This window comes from uncultured Thalassospira sp. (assembly GCF_963976115.1).
GTDB lineage: Bacteria > Pseudomonadota > Alphaproteobacteria > Rhodospirillales > Thalassospiraceae > Thalassospira.
Genome location: NZ_CAXBJJ010000003.1, coordinates 38902 through 61427 on the forward strand (window position 1 = coordinate 38902; position 22526 = coordinate 61427).

19 protein-coding genes are annotated in these 22526 nt (G+C 53.1%); 17 read left to right on the forward strand and 2 right to left on the reverse strand.

Features of this window, described 5'->3' with window-relative positions:
* Window positions 1-135 precede the first annotated feature (135 nt).
* Window positions 136-1035: a LysR family transcriptional regulator gene (locus AAC086_RS04005; RefSeq protein ID WP_339775592.1), complete on the forward strand. Its 900-nt coding sequence runs from the start codon at window positions 136-138 to the stop codon at window positions 1033-1035.
* An 18-nt stretch (window positions 1036-1053) separates the two neighbouring features.
* On the opposite strand, the gene AAC086_RS04010 is transcribed toward AAC086_RS04005, so the two are convergent.
* Window positions 1054-1989 carry an isoaspartyl peptidase/L-asparaginase gene (locus AAC086_RS04010; protein ID WP_339775595.1) on the reverse strand — a complete coding sequence of 312 codons (936 nt, stop codon included), beginning with the start codon at window positions 1987-1989 and terminating at the stop codon, window positions 1054-1056.
* Window positions 1990-2339: 350 nt separating this feature from the next.
* Here AAC086_RS04010 and AAC086_RS04015 point away from each other — a divergent pair, with 350 nt between their 5' ends.
* The 5 genes from AAC086_RS04015 to AAC086_RS04035 all read left to right on the forward strand — a co-directional run bounded on the left by AAC086_RS04015 (window position 2340) and on the right by AAC086_RS04035 (window position 8793).
* Window positions 2340-4184 (forward strand): dipeptide ABC transporter ATP-binding protein, encoded by a 1845-nt coding sequence (locus AAC086_RS04015; protein ID WP_339775598.1) that lies wholly within the window; start codon window positions 2340-2342, stop codon window positions 4182-4184.
* 74 nt (window positions 4185-4258) lie between these two features.
* Complete coding sequence (locus AAC086_RS04020) at window positions 4259-5803, forward strand: glutathione ABC transporter substrate-binding protein (RefSeq protein WP_339775600.1); 1545 nt, start codon at window positions 4259-4261, stop codon at window positions 5801-5803.
* Between the two features lie 69 nt (window positions 5804-5872).
* Window positions 5873-6793 (forward strand): ABC transporter permease subunit, encoded by a 921-nt coding sequence (locus AAC086_RS04025; RefSeq protein ID WP_339775602.1) that lies wholly within the window; start codon window positions 5873-5875, stop codon window positions 6791-6793.
* Between the two features lie 9 nt (window positions 6794-6802).
* Window positions 6803-7705: an ABC transporter permease subunit gene (locus tag AAC086_RS04030; RefSeq protein WP_339775604.1), complete on the forward strand. Its 903-nt coding sequence runs from the start codon at window positions 6803-6805 to the stop codon at window positions 7703-7705.
* 23 nt (window positions 7706-7728) lie between these two features.
* Complete coding sequence (locus tag AAC086_RS04035) at window positions 7729-8793, forward strand: P1 family peptidase (protein ID WP_339775607.1); 1065 nt, start codon at window positions 7729-7731, stop codon at window positions 8791-8793.
* 64 nt (window positions 8794-8857) lie between these two features.
* Here AAC086_RS04035 and AAC086_RS04040 read toward each other — a convergent pair whose 3' ends face one another.
* On the reverse strand, window positions 8858-9679 hold the full coding sequence (locus AAC086_RS04040) for a M55 family metallopeptidase (RefSeq protein ID WP_339775609.1): 822 nt from the start codon (window positions 9677-9679) through the stop codon (window positions 8858-8860).
* Between the two features lie 350 nt (window positions 9680-10029).
* Between AAC086_RS04040 and AAC086_RS04045 the strand changes: the two genes are divergently transcribed.
* From AAC086_RS04045 to AAC086_RS04095, 11 genes are all read left to right on the forward strand, one after another.
* Window positions 10030-12534 carry a winged helix-turn-helix domain-containing protein gene (locus tag AAC086_RS04045; RefSeq protein ID WP_339775612.1) on the forward strand — a complete coding sequence of 835 codons (2505 nt, stop codon included), beginning with the start codon at window positions 10030-10032 and terminating at the stop codon, window positions 12532-12534.
* 82 nt (window positions 12535-12616) lie between these two features.
* Window positions 12617-13174, forward strand: coding sequence for an AraC family transcriptional regulator (locus tag AAC086_RS04050; RefSeq protein WP_339775614.1), 558 nt, complete (start codon window positions 12617-12619; stop codon window positions 13172-13174).
* Entirely contained in the window at window positions 13174-14145 is a 972-nt protein-coding gene (locus AAC086_RS04055) for an alpha/beta hydrolase fold domain-containing protein (RefSeq protein ID WP_339775615.1), read from the forward strand. The genes AAC086_RS04050 and AAC086_RS04055 overlap by 1 nt, the downstream gene beginning before the upstream one ends.
* 57 nt (window positions 14146-14202) lie before the next feature.
* Window positions 14203-15039, forward strand: a complete 837-nt coding sequence (locus AAC086_RS04060; protein WP_339775617.1) for an alpha/beta hydrolase — start codon at window positions 14203-14205, stop codon at window positions 15037-15039.
* Window positions 15040-15299: 260 nt separating this feature from the next.
* On the forward strand, window positions 15300-15977 hold the full coding sequence (locus tag AAC086_RS04065; RefSeq protein ID WP_339775619.1) for a hydrolase: 678 nt from the start codon (window positions 15300-15302) through the stop codon (window positions 15975-15977).
* Between the two features lie 123 nt (window positions 15978-16100).
* Complete coding sequence (locus AAC086_RS04070) at window positions 16101-17969, forward strand: amidohydrolase (protein WP_339775621.1); 1869 nt, start codon at window positions 16101-16103, stop codon at window positions 17967-17969.
* 4 nt (window positions 17970-17973) lie between these two features.
* Entirely contained in the window at window positions 17974-19638 is a 1665-nt protein-coding gene (locus AAC086_RS04075) for an MFS transporter (protein WP_339775623.1), read from the forward strand.
* On the forward strand, window positions 19635-19862 hold the full coding sequence (locus AAC086_RS04080) for a DUF1427 family protein (RefSeq protein WP_339775625.1): 228 nt from the start codon (window positions 19635-19637) through the stop codon (window positions 19860-19862). Before AAC086_RS04075 ends, AAC086_RS04080 begins: the two co-directional genes overlap by 4 nt.
* On the forward strand, window positions 19859-20053 hold the full coding sequence (locus AAC086_RS04085; protein ID WP_339775627.1) for a DUF1427 family protein: 195 nt from the start codon (window positions 19859-19861) through the stop codon (window positions 20051-20053). The genes AAC086_RS04080 and AAC086_RS04085 overlap by 4 nt, the downstream gene beginning before the upstream one ends.
* Window positions 20050-20442 (forward strand): DoxX family protein, encoded by a 393-nt coding sequence (locus AAC086_RS04090; protein ID WP_339775630.1) that lies wholly within the window; start codon window positions 20050-20052, stop codon window positions 20440-20442. The genes AAC086_RS04085 and AAC086_RS04090 overlap by 4 nt, the downstream gene beginning before the upstream one ends.
* Before the next feature lie 593 nt (window positions 20443-21035).
* Window positions 21036-22430, forward strand: coding sequence for an ABC transporter substrate-binding protein (locus tag AAC086_RS04095; RefSeq protein ID WP_339775633.1), 1395 nt, complete (start codon window positions 21036-21038; stop codon window positions 22428-22430).
* The last annotated feature ends 96 nt before the right edge of the window (window positions 22431-22526 follow it).

A 22526-nucleotide genomic window follows, 5' to 3' on the forward strand; every position in this document is an offset into this window, starting at 1 on the left:
TGTTGCATCGCACCTGCGAATGGCGTTATCTGTCCATGAAATGGTGGATTATATAATATATCGGTGTCGGCGTTTCATTAATGAAAGCCGGGCCGGGCGGCTATGGGATGTCACAGTTGCGAGGGGGAAAACCAATTGGAAATAAAATGGCTGGAAGATTTTGTTTCACTGGCGCGCACCCGTAATTTTTCCCGGTCTTCCAAAGAACGCAACGTTACACAACCTGCATTCAGCCGCCGTATTCGCGCCCTTGAAACATGGCTTGGCACCGACCTGATTGACCGGCGCACCTACCCGATCACCTTGACCGAAGAAGGGCGGCTTTTTCGCGATACGGCAGAAACCGTCCTGCACGACATTTATCGCGACCGCGCCCAGTTTCACCAGTTACAACATACTGAACGCCCCGATATCCGCATTGCGGCAGCAAGCACACTTAGCATCAGCTTTATCCCCGCCTGGTTAAAAAACATTCAGGAAAAAATCGGACCCTTTACCAGCCATATCATGACCGAGAATTTCCACGATATGGTTCGCCATCTTGCCGATGGTGATATTGATTTTGTTCTGCAATATTGCAGCCCGGATGCGCCTGTCCTGTTTGATACCACACAGTTCAAGGCGCTGACCCTGGCGCGCGAAAGAATGATCCTTGTTTCGCCCTTTGCCCAGGATGGCAAAACACCGCTGTTACACCCGGAGCGGGACACCGAAATTCCCTTTATCGGTTATTCAAAAAGTGGCTATTTCGCCGAAATTGAATCTCTGATGTTTTTGCAAAACCCCAAGTCGCGCAAAAAATTCAAGAAAATCAGCGAAAGCCCCACCTCCGAATTTGTCAAACGTATGGCGCTTGAATTCGGCGCGTTAACAATGGTGCCGGAAAGCTGTGCCAGGGGTGAAATACAGCGTGGCGAACTGGTCGAAATCAAAGCCGATAGCTGGTCGCATAAACTGGATATTCAAATTTACCGCAAAACCGATACCAAGCGGTCCATCACCCGGAAATTATGGGCCGCCCTTACCGACGAATAAACCTGCACCTGCACGAAACTATTCATCGGCATAAATAAAGACGTTAAAGGCGCCATCCTCTGTCACACACCCGCGATACATACCTTCGCTGTTCATGGGCATCGTGATATTTCCAAGTTTATCAACCGCAATCAACCCGCCAGATCCGTCATTTTTGGCCAGATCTTCCATCACGACATGTTCTGCTGCATCTGCCAGTGACTGACCCGCAAAACGCATCCGCGCAGAAATTTCATGCGCTGCACAATACCGAATAAAAACCTCGCCATGGCCGGTTGCTGAAACGGCACAGCTTGCATTATCGGCAAATGTCCCGGCCCCGATCACCGGTGTATCGCCAATGCGGCCCGGTGCCTTTGCCGTCATGCCGCCGGTTGAGGTGGCCGCCGCCAAATTGCCGTCCATGTCGCGGGCAACCGCCCCGACCGTGCCATGTCGGCGGGCGGGATCATCGCTTTCCTTGCCTTGCGCCCGTAAATGCAGGGTTTCCTGCAATGCCTGCCAGCGCGCATCGGTATGAAAATAGTCTTCATTTTCAAAAGGTAAACCGGCCTTTTTCGCAATTTCAACCGCCGCAGCACCATTAAAGAAAACATGATCGGTATGATCCATAACGGCACGCGCCGCCCGAACCGGATTACGCGGGCCAAACACACCTGCAATCGCCCCAACCTTGCGCGTCGCGCCGTCCATCACGGCCGCGTCCATTTCCTGTTTGCCTTCTGATGTAAAAACCGCTCCGCGCCCGGCATTAAACAGCGAATTGTCTTCAAGCGCGCATACCGTTGCCACAACCGCATCCATCGCAGTACCGTGTTTTTCCAAAACGGCATACCCGGCGGCAAGGGCATAGCGAATTCCCGCACGATAATCGGCTTCCTTTTCAGGCGTCATGTTTGACCGCAAGATGGTGCCTGCACCACCATGCAATGCCAGAGAAAAACGGTTTGTCATCAGGATACTCCGACCAAAAATCCGGAAAAAGGTGTCATATTTGCCGACACTATTGTCCTGAGCCTTCAAACGAAACAAGGCCGCGTTTTCGCCGCATGGGCAGAGTCATACAGGCTGGGCATAATTATAAGCACTTGCTAACACACAAACCGATACATCCGCAGACAGCCAAACCGGAATGACCTGATCATGCGGGGATAAAAAACCGCATATTCGGAACTGTGCCGAACTATGCAAAATTGGCATACATGTTGCCAAAACAGCTTTAGCCCGACGTGTTTTAAAACAGTAACGTTACCTGCAATACAAATTTGGCCAAATGATGCCAGTAACACTTCAGGGAAATTTGCATGGCAGAACAGACGAAATCCCCCCTCTTATCGGTGCGCGATCTAACTGTCGAATTTGGCAATGACGACGATCCCGTTAAAGCCGTCAAAAGCCTTGATCTTGACGTCTATAAGGGTGAAACCGTTGCCATTGTTGGGGAATCCGGGTCGGGGAAGTCTGTTACAGCCCTGTCGATGATGCGTCTGATCGAATTTGGCAATGGTTCAATCTCAAGCGGTTCGATTAAACTGCGCCGTCGCAATGGCGCGTTTGACGACATTTGCCAGCTTGATGATGAAAGCGTGCGGACCCTGCGCGGCGATGAAATTTCGATGATTTTTCAAGAGCCGATGACGTCGCTGAACCCCGTTTTCACCATTGGCGAACAGCTGATTGAACCCATTATCACCCATCAGAAAAAACGCCGTGCGGAAGCCACCGAAATCGCGCTTGCCATGCTTGAAAAGGTGCGTATTCCCGATGCCCGCAACCTGTTAAAGCGTTATCCCCATCATCTTTCTGGCGGCATGCGCCAGCGGGTAATGATTGCGATGGCATTGTCTTGCCGCCCGCAATTGTTGCTGGCCGATGAACCAACCACCGCCCTGGATGTGACCATTCAGGCGCAAATTTTACGCCTGATCCGCGATCTTCAGGTCGAAAACAACATGTCGGTTTTGTTTATTACCCACGACATGGGGGTTGTTTCCGAAATTGCGGATCGCGTGATCGTTATGTATCGCGGCGAAAAGGTTGAAGAAGGCGATGTGAAATCGCTGTTTGCCAACCCGCAACATCCCTATACCAAGTCCCTTTTACAAGCCGTCCCCCGACTTGGATCGATGACGGGCCTTGACCAACCTGCCCGCTTTGTCATTCCCGGTGAAAAAGTGGCAGCCTCGCTGGCGCGCAAACCCGATGCAGCAACCCGGGAAATTGATTACAGCACCCCCCCGCTGCTTTCCGTGCGCGACCTGACCACAAGGTTTGACATCAAAGAAGGCTTGTTAGGCCGTACCACCAAACGGGTCCACGCGGTTGAAGGCATTGATCTTGATATCTGGCCCGGCGAAACGCTGGGTCTGGTCGGAGAATCGGGTTGTGGCAAATCAACAACCGGTCGATCCATATTGAAGCTTGTTGAATCGCAATCTTCGCGGCTGTATTTCGATGGTCAGGACATGTCCGCCATGTCAAACAGCGATTTGCAAAAACTGCGCCGTCAGATCCAGTTTGTTTTCCAGGACCCGTATGCATCGCTTAACCCGCGCCTGACTGTCGGTTATTCCATTTGCGAGCCAATGTTGATCCACCGGCTGGAAACCCCGAAAAACGCCATGGACCGGGCGGTCTGGCTGCTTGAACAGGTTGGTCTTTCAGCCGAACATGCCAAGCGCTATCCCCATGCCTTTTCCGGTGGCCAGCGCCAGCGCATTGCCATTGCCCGGGCCCTTGGCACCAACCCGAAACTGATCATTGCCGACGAAGCCGTCTCGGCACTTGATGTATCGGTGCAGGCACAGGTTATTAACCTGATGATGGATTTGCAGGAAAAATTCGGCCTGGCATGGTTGTTCATTTCCCATGACATGGCCGTGGTCGAGCGCGTGAGCCATCGCATTGCCGTGATGTATCTGGGGCAAATTGTTGAAACCGGCAGCCGCCGCAACGTTTTTGAAAATCCCGGCCATGCCTATACGCAACGCCTGATGGATGCAGCCCCCATCCCTGATCCGGCATTTCGGATTGAAAACCGGCCCCTGATTACCGGCGAAGTTCCAAGCCCGGTGCGGTCGATTAACAACCCGCCCGCACGGCTTGCCCTTCAGGAAATCTCCCCACAGCATTTTGTCGCAGCGGAATAAACGTCCAAGCCATCCAAAACAAGATGGTTATAACAACAATAACAATCCCATAGATCAGCAAAGAGGCATTAAACATGAAACTTTTGAAGACCGCAATCCTTGGTGCAACCATGATCGCAGGCACCTTTGGCACCTATCAGGCTGCGCAGGCAGCTGACCTGTCCATCGCGCTGAACCAGATCATCCAGGGCTTGAACCCGCAGGATTCGAACTATAATGTCGATTATTCGGTCGCGAATGGCATTTTTGAACGCCTGATCGCATTTGATGGCGATATGAAACTGGTCCCGCAGCTGGCCACCAGTTGGGAAGGCAGCACCGATGCCAGGACCTTCACCCTTAAGCTGCGCCACGGCGTCAAATTTCAGGACGGCACCGATTTTAATGCTGCCGCCGTCAAAGTTAACCTTGACCGTCTGGCAGATGCCAGCCTGAACCTGAAAAAGCACAGCCTGTTCAAACTGGTTGAGTCCGTTGAAACACCGGATGAATACACGGTTGTGATCAAGCTGAGCAAACCGTTTGGCGCCATGATCAACACGCTTGCCCATCCGTCAGTTGTGATGGAAAGCCCCGCTGCGATTGAAAAATATGGCAAAGACATTTCAAAACATCCGGTTGGCACAGGTCCGTTCAAGTTCCAGGAATGGGTTCCGGGCGAAAAGCTGATTGTTGTAAAGAACGAAAATTACTGGGATTCCGAATGGCCGAAAGTCGATAAAGTGACTTTCTATCCGGTCGCTGAAAACGGCACCCGCGTTTCCATGCTGATGTCTGACGAAGTGCAGTTTGTGCCGATCCTTCCGGCCGAACTGATGAAGCGTGTCAGTGAATCCGACAAATACGAAGTGCTTGAAAAACCGGGTATTTCAGTTTGGGTCATGGCCATGAACATGATGCGCAAAGAATTCAAGGATGTTCGCGTCCGCGAAGCCTTTAACCTTGCCATCGACCAGAAGGCCTTTACCCAGGTTGTTTATGGCGGCCATGCCATTGTGCCGGACTCACCGCTTGCCCCGGCAACGCAATTCCATGCAACCCAGACCCCGGCACTGTCAACCGACGTTGCCAAGGCCAAAGAACTGATGAAAGAAGCCGGTTATGAGAATGGCTTCAAGATCAATCTTTGGGCGCGTAACAACTCGACCGAAGTGCGCATGCTTCAGTTCATCAAACAGCAGCTTTCGCAAATCAATGTTGACGTTGAAATCGTTCCCCTGGAAGGCGCAACCCGCGCCGAGAAACTGTTTGGGTCAAGCTTGACCCCGGAAACCGCCGAGTTTGACACGGTTATTGGCGGCTGGTCGCCCTCAACCGGTGATGCCGACTGGCACTTGCGCCCGGTTTATGCGACCGAAGGCTGGATTCCGAACATGTATAACGAAGCGTTCTATTCCAACCCGGTTGTCGACAAGGCCATCAATGATGCCCTCGAAACCGCCGATCCGGCAAAACGTGCTGCGGCATATGAAGTTGCCCAGAAACAAATCTGGAAAGACAAACCTGTTGTCTGGCTGGCAGTGGACAATGCCCTGGCAGGTCGCAAAAAAGGCCTGACCGGTGCATTCCCGATGCCTGATGGCACCATGCAGTACGCTCATGCTGCCTTCGACAAATAAGCCTGACTGAAACAACGGGTCCGGTATCGCCTTTGTGTGATACCGGACCGCTGATACCAAGAGCATCCAATGGTTCAATATTTTCTGCGACGGCTTTTTGCCCTTATCCCGGTTCTTTTTCTAATTTCGATATTCGTTTTTCTATTTGTGCACGCCCTGCCGGGCGATCCTGCCCGCGTGCTTGCAGGCGACACTGCCACATTGGAAGAGGTCGAAACCGTTCGCCGTACCCTTAACCTGGATGCGCCATTATATCAGCAATACTTTCAGTTTATTGGCAATATCCTGACCGGCAATCTGGGCGTATCGCTGCGCACCCACGAACCTGTCACCACCATGATCGGTCGGGCCTTTATGCCAACCGTATGGCTGGCCCTTTGCTCGCTTGGCTGGTCGGTTCTGTTCGGGTTGATTTCCGGTGTCGTTTCGGCGGTTAAACGCGGCAGTATTGGCGACCATGCCGGTATGTTTGCCGCTGTATCGGGTATTTCCATGCCGCCCTTCTGGCTTGGCCTGCTGCTCATGCAGTTTTTCTCGGTTCAGTTGGGCTGGTTTGGCACCAGTGGCTTTGACAGCCCGTCGGATCTGGTTTTGCCCTCGATTACGCTGGGTGCCGGTGTTGCCGCCATCATGGCGCGCTTTACCCGCTCGGCTGTGATTGAAGTTGTCCGTGAAGATTATATCCGTACTGCGCGGGCCAAAGGACTGACGGAAAAAATCGTCATTTGGAAACATGCCCTGCGCAACGCCCTGATCCCGGTTGTCACCATGGCAGGCCTTCAGTTCGGCTTTTTGCTGGGCGGTTCCATTGTCATTGAACAGGTTTTTCGCTGGCCCGGTATGGGGTCGCTGCTGCTCGATGCGATCCGCTTTCGCGATTACACCGTCGTTCAGGCAGAGATCATGATCTTCTCGCTTGAATTTTTGCTGATCAATCTTCTGGTTGATGTCCTTTACGGGCTGATCAATCCTAAAATTCGCTATAGCTAGGATACCGTCATGACGCAACAAACCGATATCGTCATTGATGCGGCCCCGGCCCTTGACGAAGCGGCAACCAGCCCATTAAAAGAATTCTGGAAACGCTTTTCCAAACGCAAGGTTGCTGTGGCGGCGGGGCTTTTCCTGCTGCTGATGTATGTCGTTGCCTTCCTTGCGCCGGTTATTTTACCCTTCGGGCCCGATGGCTTTGACTATATGAACACCCTGCAAACGCCAACCGCGCTGCATTGGGCCGGAACCGACGAATTTGGCCGCGATATTTTTGCCCGCCTGATGAACGGGGCCAAACTGTCGATGTTTATCGGCTTTACCTCGGTTTCTGTCGGGGCCGTGATCGGCGTTCTGGCGGGCCTTTTTGCCGGGTATTATGGCGGCTGGCTTGATGCCTGCACCATGCGGGTATCCGACGTTCTGTTCGCTTTTCCCGGTATGTTGCTGGCCATTGGCATTGTTGCCATTCTCGGCCCGGGCCTGACCAACGTGATCATTGCAGTGGCGATTTTCAGTGTCCCTGCCTTTGCCCGTATTGTGCGTTCCGGCACCCTTGCACATAAGGAAAGCACCTATGTCGAAGCGGCCCGTGCCGCCGGGGCATCGGACATGATCATTATGTTCCGTCATATCCTGCCAGGTGTTCTGGGGGCCGTTATCGTCTATTTCACCATGCGGATCGGAACATCGATCATTACGGCGACCAGCCTGTCATTCCTTGGTCTCGGTGTCGAACCCTCGACCGCAGAATGGGGTGCGATGCTAGCGACCGGTCGCGATTACATGATGGCAGGTGAATGGCATCTGACCCTGTTCCCCGGGATCGCAATTTTCATTACTGTTTTGTCGTTCAACATCTTGGGCGATGGCTTGCATGATGCGCTCGATCCCAAACTTGACAAAGAATAAGCCTGCTTTTGCACCGTAAAAACATGACAGAAAAATTCCGAAACATAGCCAGCGCGTCGGACTGGTGGGTGCATCCCACCGGCCCGACCAACCTGATTACCGATATTCCCGGTGTGACCGTCGGTCATTTCACCCATAATAGCGGCGAAACGGCCCGCACCGGTGTAACGGCCATCCTGCCCCATAGTGGCAATTTGTTTGAACAACCGGTTCATGCCGGGGCCGCTGTTTTAAACGGCTTTGGTAAAAGTGCGGGCCTGGTACAGGTGGCCGAACTGGGCGAAATTGAAAGCCCGATTATTCTGACCAACACATTCGCCGTGGCCGATTGCACCAAGGCCATAATCAAACGCACGATTGCCCAAAACCCCGAGGTTGGGCGCAAACTGCCCACCATCAATCCCCTTGTGCTGGAATGCAATGACGGGGTTGTAAACGACATTCAGGCCTTTCATGTTTCCGAAGCCATGGTTGACAAGGCAATTGACGCTGCCAATAGCCAGTTCGACCAAGGAACGGTGGGGGCCGGAACGGGTATGAAAACATTTGGCTATGCAGGCGGGGTCGGCTCGGCCTCACGCATGGTCAGGTTGCCAGGTAAAAACGGCAAAGGCAGCAAGCACAGCTATCACCTTGGCGCACTTGTTCTGTCCAATTTTGGTCAAAAATCCGAATTGCGGATCATGGGGCAAAAACCGATATCCTTTAACCCGGCACAGGCTGAGCCCGCCGATAAAGGATCGATCATTATTGTTCTGGCAACCGACGCCCCGCTTGATTCCCGGCAACTGACGCGAATTTGCAAAAGATCATCCGCCGCCCTGGGTCGGCTTGGTAGTTATTTAGGAAATCAAAGCGGCGACATTGCCGTTGCCTTTTCCACACAGAATGTAAAATCGCGATCCGGTGAGGTTGTATATGATGCACAGCTTTTATCTGAAAGCTGTATGAACGCCTTTTTCCACTGCACGGTTGAAGCCGTTGAGGAAGCGGTGCTGAATGCCATGTGGCATGGGCGGGCAACACCAGCCTATAGCGGCAAAATTCTACCCGAATTCGCGGCCTTTTTCACACAGAAAACGGCCTGAAGATGGAACCGAATTCCCCATAACCTGGATGGGGAATTCGGCATTTCATTCGTCGTAAAACCGGTTATTGCAAACCGTTGACGATCAGCGACAATGCCGAAATCGTGCTAATCGCATCGGCATGGTTGTCGGTAACAAATTTTACCGTATGGGCATCACACCGTTCCATCATGGGCAAAAGCCCTGCGCCATCGGCATAAAGCTGTTTGTGGAACCGGATTGATACTGTAAGTGGCGCTTTGCACGGGCTTTGCACAGGTGCTGATTTTGCACTTGCCACAACCTCGCTGACATTGCGGGTAATCAGTTCGCGAGATTTTTGGGGTGACAGGCTGTTAATTGCAGATGCCCCCAATGCCTGTTTAACGATAATGTTGCGGGCAGCGGGAAACTGATCGGCAATTTCCTTTGCCAGGCAATCATCACCGCTAACGGCAAGCAATGGTACGCCAATTTCCGCGGCATACCCGCCAAACAGGGTTGGCTCACCGGCCCGCACGCCATTAATCTCGATTGAGTGAAACGCCATGCCGCTTACCGTATGCGCCAGCACCCCATAACTGGATGCCGCACCATGATAACCGATCAACAGCACGCCATCATGGTCCGCCTCAATCCCCTGTATCATCGACAAAGGTCGGGGCTTGCCGGAAACCAGGCGTGCGCGCTCATCAAGATCTTCGGCAATGATATTACGCATCGGCCCATGGGAATCCGCCACCGTTACCTCGGTCGCGCCCCCCTCAAAGGCACCCGCAATCGCGGCATTGGCCTCTTGGGTCATCAGCCGACGTGCAACCTCATATTCCGGATTTCCACGCCGCCCCTGCAAGGTTTCGCAAACCCCGGCAACACCTTCAATATCGACAGATATAAAAATCCGCACGTTCCAGCCTCCTGCTTTGTATTGAAATTGTGAACAAGAATAGTGCCTCTCGATCCTCCTTCACCAATGCCGATCCGACATGGACCATACCAATCTGCATGACCAGATCACCAACCAAAGGGCCAGCTTCTCATGCCGTCGCATCATTCCCCCCATAAGGGAGAAATCGACGATTGGCAATGACCGCCCTGAACCAGGAACGACATCATTTTAACAAATAAAACAGTCTCTTACTGTTGCTCTGTTACAAAATAATCAATTGCTTTATAATTGCTCAAATATGGAACGCTTTTTTGGTATGATGAAAAAAGCACGCAATTCGGGCACCAGGGCAAGGCGGACTTTGGTAAATGGAACATTGTAAACATTATGTGCTGAAGTTCGGTGACTTCGAACTTGAAATGCCGCACAAGTTGCTGAACCGTGACGGGGTCCGATTAAAACTGGGGGGTCGGGCGGCGAGTTTGCTTGCTGTTTTGGCCGACGCCAATGGTGAACTGGTATCGCGCGAAGAACTGCTAAGCCAGGTCTGGCCCGATCAAACCATCGATGACAGTGCCATCCGGGTGCATCTTTCTGCCTTGCGAAAAGTTCTGGGCCCGACAAACGACGGGAACCACCTGATTGTTAATGAAGCCGGCCGCGGATACCGCCTGGCGCTGACTGTCAGCCGCGCAGATAGCTTTACCTCAAATCCGCCCTCCACCAGGGATCACGCCAATATCAATTTGCCCGCGCGCATTGAGGGCATCATCGGTCGCGATGAAACCATTGCGTCTTTGTCTGACGAACTGATCAAACGTCGACTTATCACAATCGCCGGCCCCGGCGGCATCGGCAAAACAACTGTTAGTGTCGCTGTCGGGCGGGTCACCGCGCAAAGAACCGGCAGCGCCACCTTTTTCATCGATTTTTCGCCGATTGATAATTATGGCCGTGTTGCATCAACCATCGCAACAACGCTGGGCGTGACGGCATCCACGGCGGACTTGATCGAAACATTGATCGGTGCTTTTCAGGGGAAACCCGGCGTGATGGTGTTCGATAATTGCGAACATGTTCTTGAGGAAGTATCACGGATTGTCGAAAGCCTTTTGTTTGCCTTGCCCGACATGATGATCCTGTGCACCAGCCGGGAACCGCTGGGCGCACAAGGCGAGTGGATTCATCGTCTGGCCCCTTTGAAACTACCGCCGGTTGGTGCCGAAAACACGCCGGAATTTATCGGCACATTCCCGTCTGTGCAGTTATTTTGCGAGCGGGCACAGTCGGTTCGGAACGATTTTGTTCTGGGCCCGGAAAACCATGTTGCCGTTGCGGATATTTGCAATCGGCTTGATGGCATCCCCCTTGCCATCGAATTTGCCGCTGCCCGAATGAATGCATTAACCGCTGTCGCAATTGCTGCAGGCCTGAAAGAACGGTTCGACCTGTTATCAAAGGGTCGCAGAACGGCCATTCCACGTCACAAAACCCTGCGGGCGACCCTGGACTGGAGCTATGACCAGCTATGCGAGAGTGCTCGGAAAGTGTTAAACCGCTTATCCGTTTTTCGCAGTTCCTTTACGGTTGCCGATGCCCAGGCCGTCGCGTCTGGCCGCGATATTGATGATCTTACTGTTTTCGACGAACTGGTCGATCTGGTCGAAAAATCGATGTTGATGACGCAATCTGTCGGCGGTGAGATGTATTACCGCCTGCTCGAAACCACCCGGCAATATGCCATGGAAAAGCTGGTTTCGTCAGGCGAGGCCAACAATGTACGTCGAAAACACGCTGAACATATCACATCGCATTTTTCCGATACAAAGGAAGCATGGGAAGGGAAAACAGCCCGTGCGCGCATTGATATCCGAAGCCGGTATATCGACGACGTTCGTGCCGCCATTGATTGGGGACTGAGCGAGGACGGCGACATCTCGCTGGGCCAGGATGTGCTTGCGGCAAGTTCGTCGCTTTGGTTTCACATGTCCCTTCCCGGTGAATTCATCAGCCATACCCGCCGTTTCCTCTCCGAGATCAGGTATGACGGCGCATGTGATCGATCTTTTGAACTTCTGGCAGCTTATGGGCACGCTCTTTGGCACAAAGAGGGACCCTTTGATGAAATGCGCGATGCCTTTGAAAAGGCATTGTTGATAGCCCAGGCGCGCAATGACAAAGCCCTTGTTTTGCGCGCAATATGGGGCATATGGGCGCAACAAATTCTGTTTGGTGCCTATGCGCAAAGCCTTGTGACTGCGAATGAATTTATGGCACAGCTTCTGCCCGACGACAGCGTCGCAAATCGGGCAACGGGCCTGCATATGCAGGCACTTTCATCGCATTTTGACGGCGACCATGCCACGGCATTAATGCTCCTTGAACGGGTCATTGAAGCAGACAAGGCCCCGGTACGTATTGACCATGCGAACCACGCCCAGGTGGACGGCAAGATTGCCGTGATGAGTTTGCTCATGCGGATCAAGTGGCTTACCGGCACCCCAAAAGACGCCCTGCAAATGGCGACCATCTGCGCTGCGGATGCCTTCGATCTCGGTCATACCCTTTCCATATGTTACGGGCTTGGCGTTGGATGTATTCCGGTTGCAATTGCCAACAAGGAATATGATCTGGCCCGACAGTGGATTAAAGCCCTTAGGGCGCGGACCACTGCCAAGGGACTGGATCACTGGGGGCATTTCGCCGACGGGTACGAAGCCGCCCTTGAGGGGCGACGCGATATTCCGTTAAATTCCAGCACAATGCAGCGCGAAATGTTTATGGTTGCGCAGCAATCCGTCGCAGGGGAAAACTGCCAACCATCTGATATAAAATGGATTTCAAAGTCGTTTGCACAGCTTAACAACTTTTAACAACGCATAACTCACATTTTCAGGCCGGTACAGGCAAGCTCTCTTCATCAAACGCGAACGTCGCATGATGGAGATACGTCAAATGCTTTCCGATCAGCTCGCTGCACAAATTGGCAATTGGCATTTCACCCTGCCGGTGTCTTTTGGCAAAATCGATGCCCTGTTTTCCAGTGATGACATCATCGCCCGATACAGTGCGAACTGGCAGGCATTTTCCACGCCACCCAAGGCTTTGGAGAACCCGCCAAAATCGACCCGGGGCTTATCCGGGTGGCGGCTGCAAAAAATCAAAGCCTATGTCGAAAGCAAACTGGAAGACCGGATATCGACACAGGCAATGGCGGATCTGGTTGGGTTAAGTGCCGGTTATTTTCTGGCCGCCTTCAAGAATGCCGTTGGCCTGACACCACAGGCCTATATCATGCAACAGCGCCTGATGCGCGCAAAGCAGTTGCTGGCAACCGAACCGTATCTTGCGATTAATGAAATTGCATTTTCATGTGGATTTACCGATCAGGCACATCTGAATAACCGGTTCAAGGCGGCGTTTGGTGTATCGCCCGGTATTTGGCGCCGTTCGTGCAAACATGCCAATGACCAGCACCAACCGGCACACACTTTCAAAACCGGGAGGATATAATGGCACCCTGTGGTGATTTCACCTTCCGCCCCGTTCACATTATCGCGGCAAACAAACACCGTCAGCTTGACCCGACAATCCGCGATTTCCTTGACCGGGTTGAAGAAAACAGTCCTGTTGCCCTAAAGGAATTTGTGGGTTGCCCGCCCGATACAAAAAGCTGCCTGTCGGTAGAAAGGCGCGAAGCAACACATGCAAGCTGGCGCTATGTGCACCCTGCGGGCCTGCAGGGCACCAAAAATCCCTTTGTTTTCTATGTCTGCCGCAATCAACCAGACGGCACCGGCAATTGGGAAACCCATGGTTTGGCCGCGTTGAAATTCGCAGAAGTCACGCAATCGGTTTTGATCTTTGTCGAAATACAGGCCGATGCCGCAAGCAGGGAAGGTGTAACGTCCCTACGCACGATCCTCGACATCCTGCATCACGAAGCCGCATATTTTGATGTTGATCCTGATAATTGGGTAATGGTGACCGATGGCGACAGCAGCCCGATGGTCGTCGACTGTCTGAGCACAATCACAAATGCGCCAATTCCCCGGCCGACCCGTCTTGTTTTACTGACACCGGTCATTGCCGCCGCGCACCACGATGACGCGCGCTACTGCCTGACATCCCCGGGTTCCGCCAAACTCGCGCGCGAATTCAACCCATCATTGCAACAATTAAGGCTGTTACCGCCCACATTGATCATTCTCGCAGGTGTTGATCCCTTTCGCCCCGCCGCCGAAGCCTTTGTTCAGCGTCTTGTGACGGCCGAGATAGAAACGACAGCCGCCTGTTTTCTGGGCGCGATCCACGATTTTTGCTGGCTGGCCCCGGTCATGGAAGGGCCGGTCACCGCCGCCGCCCACAGGATGATAACCGGCGAGATTTTTGCTGCTTTTACCACCGCTACCACGACCGACGCGCAACACCCTTTGCCAAACAGATTTCCGAAAACCCGGCAATCGCTCCCCGACGGGGGGTAAATGCCAATCCCTTTCCACCCCGACTCAAACCGATTATTTTTCATAAGGAAACCGAAAATGACCCGTTCCAACGATATCGAAACCACCGACGGCACCCGGCTTTATGTCAAAGACTGGGGCCCCAAAGATGCCCAGCCGATTGTTTTCAGCCATGGCTGGCCGCTCAACGCCGACGCCTTTGAAGATCAGATGCTGTTTCTGGCGCAAAAAGGCTATCGTGTTGTTGCCCATGATCGCCGGGGTCACGGTCGGTCATCGCAGCCAGGATTTGGCAACGACATGGATCACTACGGCGACGACCTTGCCGCAGTGGTTCAGGCGCTGGATCTGAAAAATGCCATCCATGTCGGCCATTCAACTGGTGGCGGTGAAGTTGCCCGCTATATCGGACGTCACGGGACCGAACGTGTCGCCAAGGCCGTTTTGATTGGTGCAGTAACACCCATCATGGTCAAAACCGACTGGAACTCCAACGGTGTACCTATGGATGTTTTTAACGGCATTCGCGAAGCTGTGCAAAAAAACCGTGCCCAGCTTTACAAAGATTTCCCGACCGCCTTTTACGGCTTTAATCGCCCCGAAATCGAAGATTCCGCAGGCCTTCGCGACACCTTCTGGTTGCAAGGTATGGAAGGCAGCATTCTGGCCCAGTATGAATGCATCAAGGCATTTTCGGAAACCGACCTGCGCGAAGATTTGAAGAAAATGACAATTCCAACCCTGGTTATCCATGGTGACGATGATCAGATTGTGCCCCTTGAAACCACGGCAAAGGCAGCAATGAAATTGCTCCCCAATGGCGAATTGAAAATTATTGCCGGGGCACCGCATGGGCTTTGCACCACCCACAAAGACGCCATCAACACGTTGCTTCTGGCCTTTATCGAAGGCTAAAAACCCTCCCTTCTGCGGCAAGGCCGGTGCTGTTTGCGCCGGCCTTTTTTGTATCTGTTTTTTGTCAAAAACCTTAATCGTAAAATACTGAAATAAAACAACTTTTGAACAAATTTTGCATTATTTTCCAAACCTGAAAATCATACAATTCACGACGTGAGGCTCATACAATACGGCAGGCAATATTCAGGGCATTGTGGGTTTGCAACAACGAAGCAGCCGACGGCTTCTTCACCAGACAAACCAACAGGAGAATGCAAATGAACCGCCCGGAACTTCTTACCAAAGACAATTGCCAGATCATTTTCATCGATCATCAGCCGCAGATGGCTTTTGGCGTTCAGTCGATTGACCGTCAGGTTTTGAAAAACAATACCGTTGCACTGGCAAAGGCGGCCAAAGCTTTCAACATTCCCACTACGATCACCACGGTTGAGACCGAAAGTTTTTCCGGCCACACCTACCCCGAACTGTTATCAGTTTTTCCGGAAAACCCGATCCTTGAACGCACCTCGATGAATTCATGGGACGATCTTAAAGTACGCGAAGCCCTTGCTAAAAATGGCAAAAAGAAAGTCATTGTTTCAGGGCTTTGGACCGAAGTTTGCAATAACGGCTTTGCTTTTGCCGCCATGGCCGAAGGCGATTACGAAATTTACATGGTAGCCGATGCATCGGGCGGCACGTCAAAAGAAGCCCATGATTATTCCATGCAACGCATGATCCAGGCTGGCGTTGTTCCGGTTACCTGGCAGCAAGTGATGCTGGAATGGCAGCGCGACTGGGCACACCGCGAAACCTATGATGCCGTCATGGAAATCGTCAAAGACCATTCCGGTGCTTATGGCATGGGTGTCGATTATGCCTACACCATGGTTCACAAAGCCCCGGAACGTGCCAATCACGGCGAAACCCTGCCCCCGAAACCTGCCAACTGATCACTGACCAGGGGCGTCTGCCACCTGGCAGCGCCCTTCCTTCAGCACGCCCTCCCCTGCCCGTATCCCTTCTCGACATTCTGTTTTCTTTTCAGGCCTCGCGAATTTGACTGGAGCCCGGTAATGACAACGACTTCATCTCCCGACATCATTCTTCACAATGCCAAGGTTTCAACCCTCGACCCTCATGTCAACGAGGCTGAAGCCATCGCCATTACCAATGGCGTGGTCGCCGCAATTGGCCGCAATGACGACATCATGCGCTTGGCCGACAGCACCACAAAGATCATTGATCTGGGCGGCAAGCGGGTTATTCCCGGTTTGAATGACAGCCACACCCACCTGATCCGTGGCGGCCTGAATTACAATATGGAACTGCGCTGGGAAAATGTGCCCTCCGTTGCCGATGCCTTAACCATGCTAAAAAATCAGGCCGACCGCACCCCGGCACCGCAATGGGTGCGTGTTGTTGGCGGCTGGTCGGAATTTCAGTTTGCCGAACGGCGGATGCCAACCCTTGATGAAATCAACAAGGCCGCACCCGATACACCCGTTTTCATCCTTCATCTTTATGGCCGCGCGCTTTTGAACCGGGCAGCAATCAAGGTGCTGGGCATTAATCGCAAAACCCCCAACCCGCCCGGTGGTGAAATTGAACATGATGGTAATGGTGATCCGACCGGTTTGCTGATTGCCAAACCATCTGCCCTTATTCTGTATTCCACCTTGGCACAGGGGCCCAAATTACCCCTTAATGACCAGATCAATTCAACCCGCCATTTTATGCGCGAAATGAACCGCATGGGTATTACCAGCGTGATTGATGCTGGCGGCGGCGGGCAAAATTACCCCGAGGACTATGACGTTATTCGCAAATTGCATGACGAAGACCAGCTTACGGTGCGTATTGCCTATAATTTGTTTGCCCAAAAGGCTGGTCAGGAATTAACCGATTACGAACACTGGATGACCATTACCAAACCCGACGCCGGTGACAGTTGGCTTAAAATGAACGGGGCAGGTGAAAACCTGGCATGGTCCGCAGCCGATTTTGAAAACTTCCTTGAACCACGACCGGACCTGGCACCGGTGATGGAAAAAGAACTTGAACCGGTTGTTGAACTTTTGGCGACCAATCGCTGGCCGTTTCGAATTCACGCCACCTATGATGAAACAATTGATCGGTTTCTGGGTGTGTTTGAACGGGTTAACGGGCGTGCGCCATTTGAAACCCGTTTCATCATAGACCATGCCGAAACCATCAGTGCGCGTAATATCGACCGCATCAAGGCATTGGGCGGTGGCATCGCCATTCAGCACCGCATGGCCTATCAGGGCGAATATTTTGTCAATCGCTATGGCAGCGACGCCGCAAAAGACACCCCGCCGATCAAGAAAATGCTCGAGGCCGGTGTGCCAGTGGGTGCCGGCACCGATGCCACCCGGGTGGCATCCTATGATCCGTGGGTTGCGCTTTACTGGTTAACCACAGGCAAAACCACCGGCGGCCTTGCGCTTTATGACGACGACAAACTTGTCAGCCGCGAACAGGCCTTGCGTCTGTGGACCGAAGGATCGGCATGGTTTTCGGGCGAACAGGCCAACAAGGGCACATTGGGCGTTGGCAAATATGCCGATCTCGCAGTTCTCTCTGCCGACTATATGACGGTGCCTGCCGAAGACATCCGACAGATCCAGTCCATTTTGACCATGGTTGGCGGCAAAATCGTCTTTGCACAGGACAAATTCCAGGACCTGTCACCCGCCCTGCCCCCGGCAAGCCCGTCCTGGAGCCCAGTCAACTTCGAGGCCAGCCCCGCCATGCGCCAGAACGCTCCGATCCAGACACATGAACGCGCCTGCCATGACGGATGTGGCAATCATTGCGGTATGCACGGCCATGACCACCAGATCGCCTGGACCCGCCCCATCCCCGCAGCCGACAAGAATGCCTTCTGGGGCGCACTTGGCTGTTCGTGCTTTGCGGTATAAACCGATGAAAAATCTTGCAACACCCAACCAAAATGACGGCGTGCCCGTCACGCCTTCTTCTCCCTGGGCACCGTTTCGCTTTCGCGCTTTTACCATTCTGTGGGTCGCAACGGTGGTTTCCAATATCGGCACCTGGATGAACGATGTCGGCGCGGGCTGGCTGATGGCATCGCTTGATCCATCCCCGTCTGCGGTCTCGCTGGTGCAGGCGGCAACAACCCTGCCCGTCTTCTTGTTCGCACTGCTGGCCGGGGCGCTGGCCGATATGTTTGACCGGCGCAAATTGCTGATGCTGGTGAATGTGATTATGGCGGCAACGGCAAGTGCCTTTGCGCTGCTGGTTTACCTTGACGCCGCAACACCCACCGTCCTGATCGGGGCAACCTTTATTTTAGGCACCTGTACTGCCTTTGTTGCCCCGGCATGGCAGGCCATTGTGCCGTCACTTGTTCCCCGGCACGCCTTGCAAGCTGCAATTGCGCTTAACTCAACCGGCATCAATGTCAGTCGGGCAATTGGTCCGGCACTGGCGGGGGTTATTATTGTTTCCATCGGCATTTACGCGCCCTTTGCCCTGAATGCCGTCAGCTTTATTGGCATTCTGATTGCGCTTTTTACCTGGAAGATGACATCCGAAACCACCTCAGCCCTGCCGCGCGAACATGTTATTGCCGCAATGATGGCCGGGGCGCGATATGCCCTGCATAGTGCCCCGCTCAGGGCGACCATTGGGCGTGCGGTTGCGTTCTTTTTATTCGCATCGGCATATTGGGCATTATTGCCTCTAATTGCCAAAACATCCTTGGGCGGCGATGCACGCAGTTACGGCATTCTGGTTGGGGCCGTTGGTGTTGGCGCGGTTCTGGGTGCCCTTGTGCTGCCCAGGCTGCGGCGGCGCTTTGGCCCGGACAATATTGCCGCGGCGGGAACACTTGGTACGGCCTGTGTTCTGGTTGTTTTTGCCATCGTTCCCAACCTGATCGCTGCGGCGGCCGGGTCTTTGCTGGCCGGTGCCTCCTGGATTGCGGTTCTCTCAACCCTTAACGCATCGGCGCAAACGGCATTGCCATCCTGGGTTCGGGCGCGGGGGCTGTCTGTTTTCATTACAATATTCTTCGGGGCGATGTCGCTGGGCAGCATTATCTGGGGCCAGGTTGCACAAGCCGCCGGGATACCCGCCGCCTTGATCATTGCAGCCACCGGCGCTGTTATTCTGATCCCGGTTACGTGGCGATTAAAACTGGGCTTGGGCGAAAAACTGGACCTTGCCCCTTCCGCCCATTGGCCTGCACCGGTTGTGGTTCATGAAAACGCCCATGACCGCAGCCCCGCCATGACCATGATCATGTATCATGTGCCCGCTAAAAACCACGCACGGTTCCTTGTGCTCGCCACCGCCCTGTCACAGGCGCGAAAGCGGTCTGGTGCCTATCGCTGGGGCCTTATGCAGGATGCCGAACATCCTGATCAGTTCAGCGAGTATTTTCTTGAAACATCGTGGCTTAACCATCTGCGGCATCATGAACGGGTTTCAGGGTCTGATCGTGTCATCCAGGATGAAATCCGCACTCTCCTAAAACCCGAAACAACACCGGTTGTCACCCATCTTCTGGGCACAGCCATCCCGGCTAAATCCAAATCCGCTACATCGAAAGGGTCTGATCAATGAAAGCCCTTCTTGGAATATTAGTGGCACTTTCCATCGGGGTGGTGTGCCGTCTCGCATCCCTGCCGCTTCCGGCCCCGCCGGTGATTATCGGGGCGCTGCTGGTGGTGGCAATGACAACGGGTTACATCCTGATTGATCGTTTTTTTGCCCATCGCGACTGCAAAACAAGAACCATGTGCGGCGGCCCGACCGGTCACCCCTCAAGCGCAGGAGAAAAGCCATGATTTCCGATATTCTTCTGGGCCTCGGCATGGGACTGGTGATTGGCGCAGGGTGCAGATGGTTTGATGTTCCCTTGCCGGCACCGCCCAAACTTGTCGGCGCATTGCTGGTTGTTGCTATGACGACCGGGTTCCTTGCAACCGACTATGTCTTAAATACGAACATTGTTGCGATGACAGGAATTGGACAATGAGGCAAACGTCACATTACGGAACGTTTCTGATCGCCCGGATGTTGCTTGTTGCCGTGTTTATCTTTAGCGGAACGACAAAGCTGATGGATTGGTCCGGCGCAATGGCCGAGATGGAGGCCATCGGCCTCCCCTTTCCGACAGTCTGCCTTGTGGCAACAATTACCGTACAAATTCTGGCAAGCCTGTGCCTGATTTCAGGTTTCTTCATCCGGACTTCGTGCCTGTTCCTGGCTGGTTTTACCATTGCGGCCACCCTGATCGCACACGATTTCTGGAACTTTTCGGGCATCGAACAAATCCACCAGGTTACAACCGCACTTGAACATGTCTCGATCGTGGCGGGCTTCCTGTTGGTTGGGCTGCTGCACAAACAACTTTGCCAGGACTGAATATTCCCGCGCTGAAACCAAAACAGGCCTCACTCAGGCGAACGTGCCTGGTTGGAGGTCTGTTTTGCAATCTGGCCTCTGATGGCACAACCCCAGAAATAACTTCCCTTATTTTATGTGCCTAATAGAAGACGCCCGGCGTACTTTTTACATTTCCTTCGCAATCGTTCTCGCCCGTTTCACAAATACGGCCTTGACTAAAAAAATAGGTCGCCGTCATGGAAAGACCAACCGTGTATGGCACAAAACCTGTTCTATTTACGCCCCATACATGCGTGGCAAAACGACTACCCCCAGCCAGTAAGACGGCTCATCCGACCGGCAAAGCTGCAAATTGCTGGCATGACAGATTTTTCGTTTGACCTGTCTTGTATTTTCAATATTGTATTATGTGCAACTGAAATACAACGATGAGAATAAACCAACAGAGAGGCTTCATGAAAAAAAACGCTTTATGGTTTCATTTCGCATTTGCAGGGTCCGTGCTTTTCGGGGCCTCTTCCCTTTGCGCACAAACGCTCAACGTTCAGATTTCCGCTGATTTACGCAGTTCTGAACCGGGGGTAAACCGTGATTCCCTTTCAGATTCCGTCATGATGAATATCGGTGAAGGGTTGGTTGCCTTTGGCGAAGGCGGCGACATTAAACCAATGCTTGCCAAAAGCTGGGATGTTTCAGACAACGGCACCACTTACACCTTTCACCTGCGCGACGATGTTGTATTTCATAACGGCGCGCCTCTGACGGCGGCCATTGCCAAACAAAGCCTGAATACGCTGCGCGCCACACCGGCCTTTAACTGCGCTTCATTTTTTGACGGCTCGCGCGGGGCCGCAATTGAAAAGATCGAAGCCCCGGATCCTCAAACAGTCGTCATTTCGCTTAGCAAACCCGATGCGATGTTTTTAAAATATACCGCGCAGTCGCAATGCGGCGGTATGGCCATCATGCACCCCGACAGCTTTGCAAAAGACGGCACCTGGGATCACCCCATCGGCACCGGCCCGTTTGTTTTTGACAAATGGACACGCGGCGAACGGATCCATCTGACCAAGTTCAAAGACTATAACCCGGTTGGTGACAAAATTGATGGCTATGCCGGGCGCAAAGAGGTGCTGGTCGATGATGTCAACCTGATCGTAACGCCCGATAAATCAACCGCCGTTGCCGCCCTTCGCAGTGGCGATCTGGATATTTTGCCCTATCTGCCGCCCAGCGAAGCCAAAAACCTTATGAACGACCCTGCCTTTAAGGTCGTGGCAGAACCGCATGGCGGGATGATCACGCTTTTAATGCAAACCACTGACCCGGTCCTGTCTTCGCGTGAAATGCGTCTGGCGATTGCCAAATCCCTTGATATTCCGCAAATCGTGGATGCCGCAACCAATGGTCTTGGCACGCCCAATGCGTCGCTTGTTGCGACCCGATCCGTTTATCATGACGCGATACAGGACAAACGGATCGACTATGCCCCGCAAGATGTTGCTGGCCTGCTTAAGGCAGCAGGATATAAAGGCCAGGAAATCGTCATTCAAACCAATCGGCGAAACCCGATTAACGAAAATGTTGCCATTATCTCCCAGGCAATGTTGCAAATGAACGGCATCAATGTCCGGATTGAAGTTCTTGAATGGGCAACCCAGCTTGACCGTTTTCGCAATGGCAAATATGAGCTTTCCGCCTTTAACTATTCCAACCGCGCCGACCCGGCCCTGGCCTATAGCGCGGTAACGGCGTCTAAAAAAGATCGTGGCAGTGCGATTTGGGATAATCCGCAAGCCATCGCCCTTTTGAACGACGTCCTGCAAACCCCCGATGGACCAAAACGTCAGGCCCTGTTTGATCAGTTGCACGAATTGTTCTTACATGATGTGCCCATGCTGATGCTGGCAAACGGCATCGATGTTTCTGTTACCAATGCCAATATCGAGGGCTATCGCACCTGGAACGGCTTTACCCGCCTATGGGGTGTCGCGGTTAAAAAATGATCCGCGATACAAATCTCACAAGAAAAAACAACCGCTTTACGCGGCGCTGGTTTCCTAAAAACCAGACCCCGCGTTAAACGCAAAACACGCAAACAG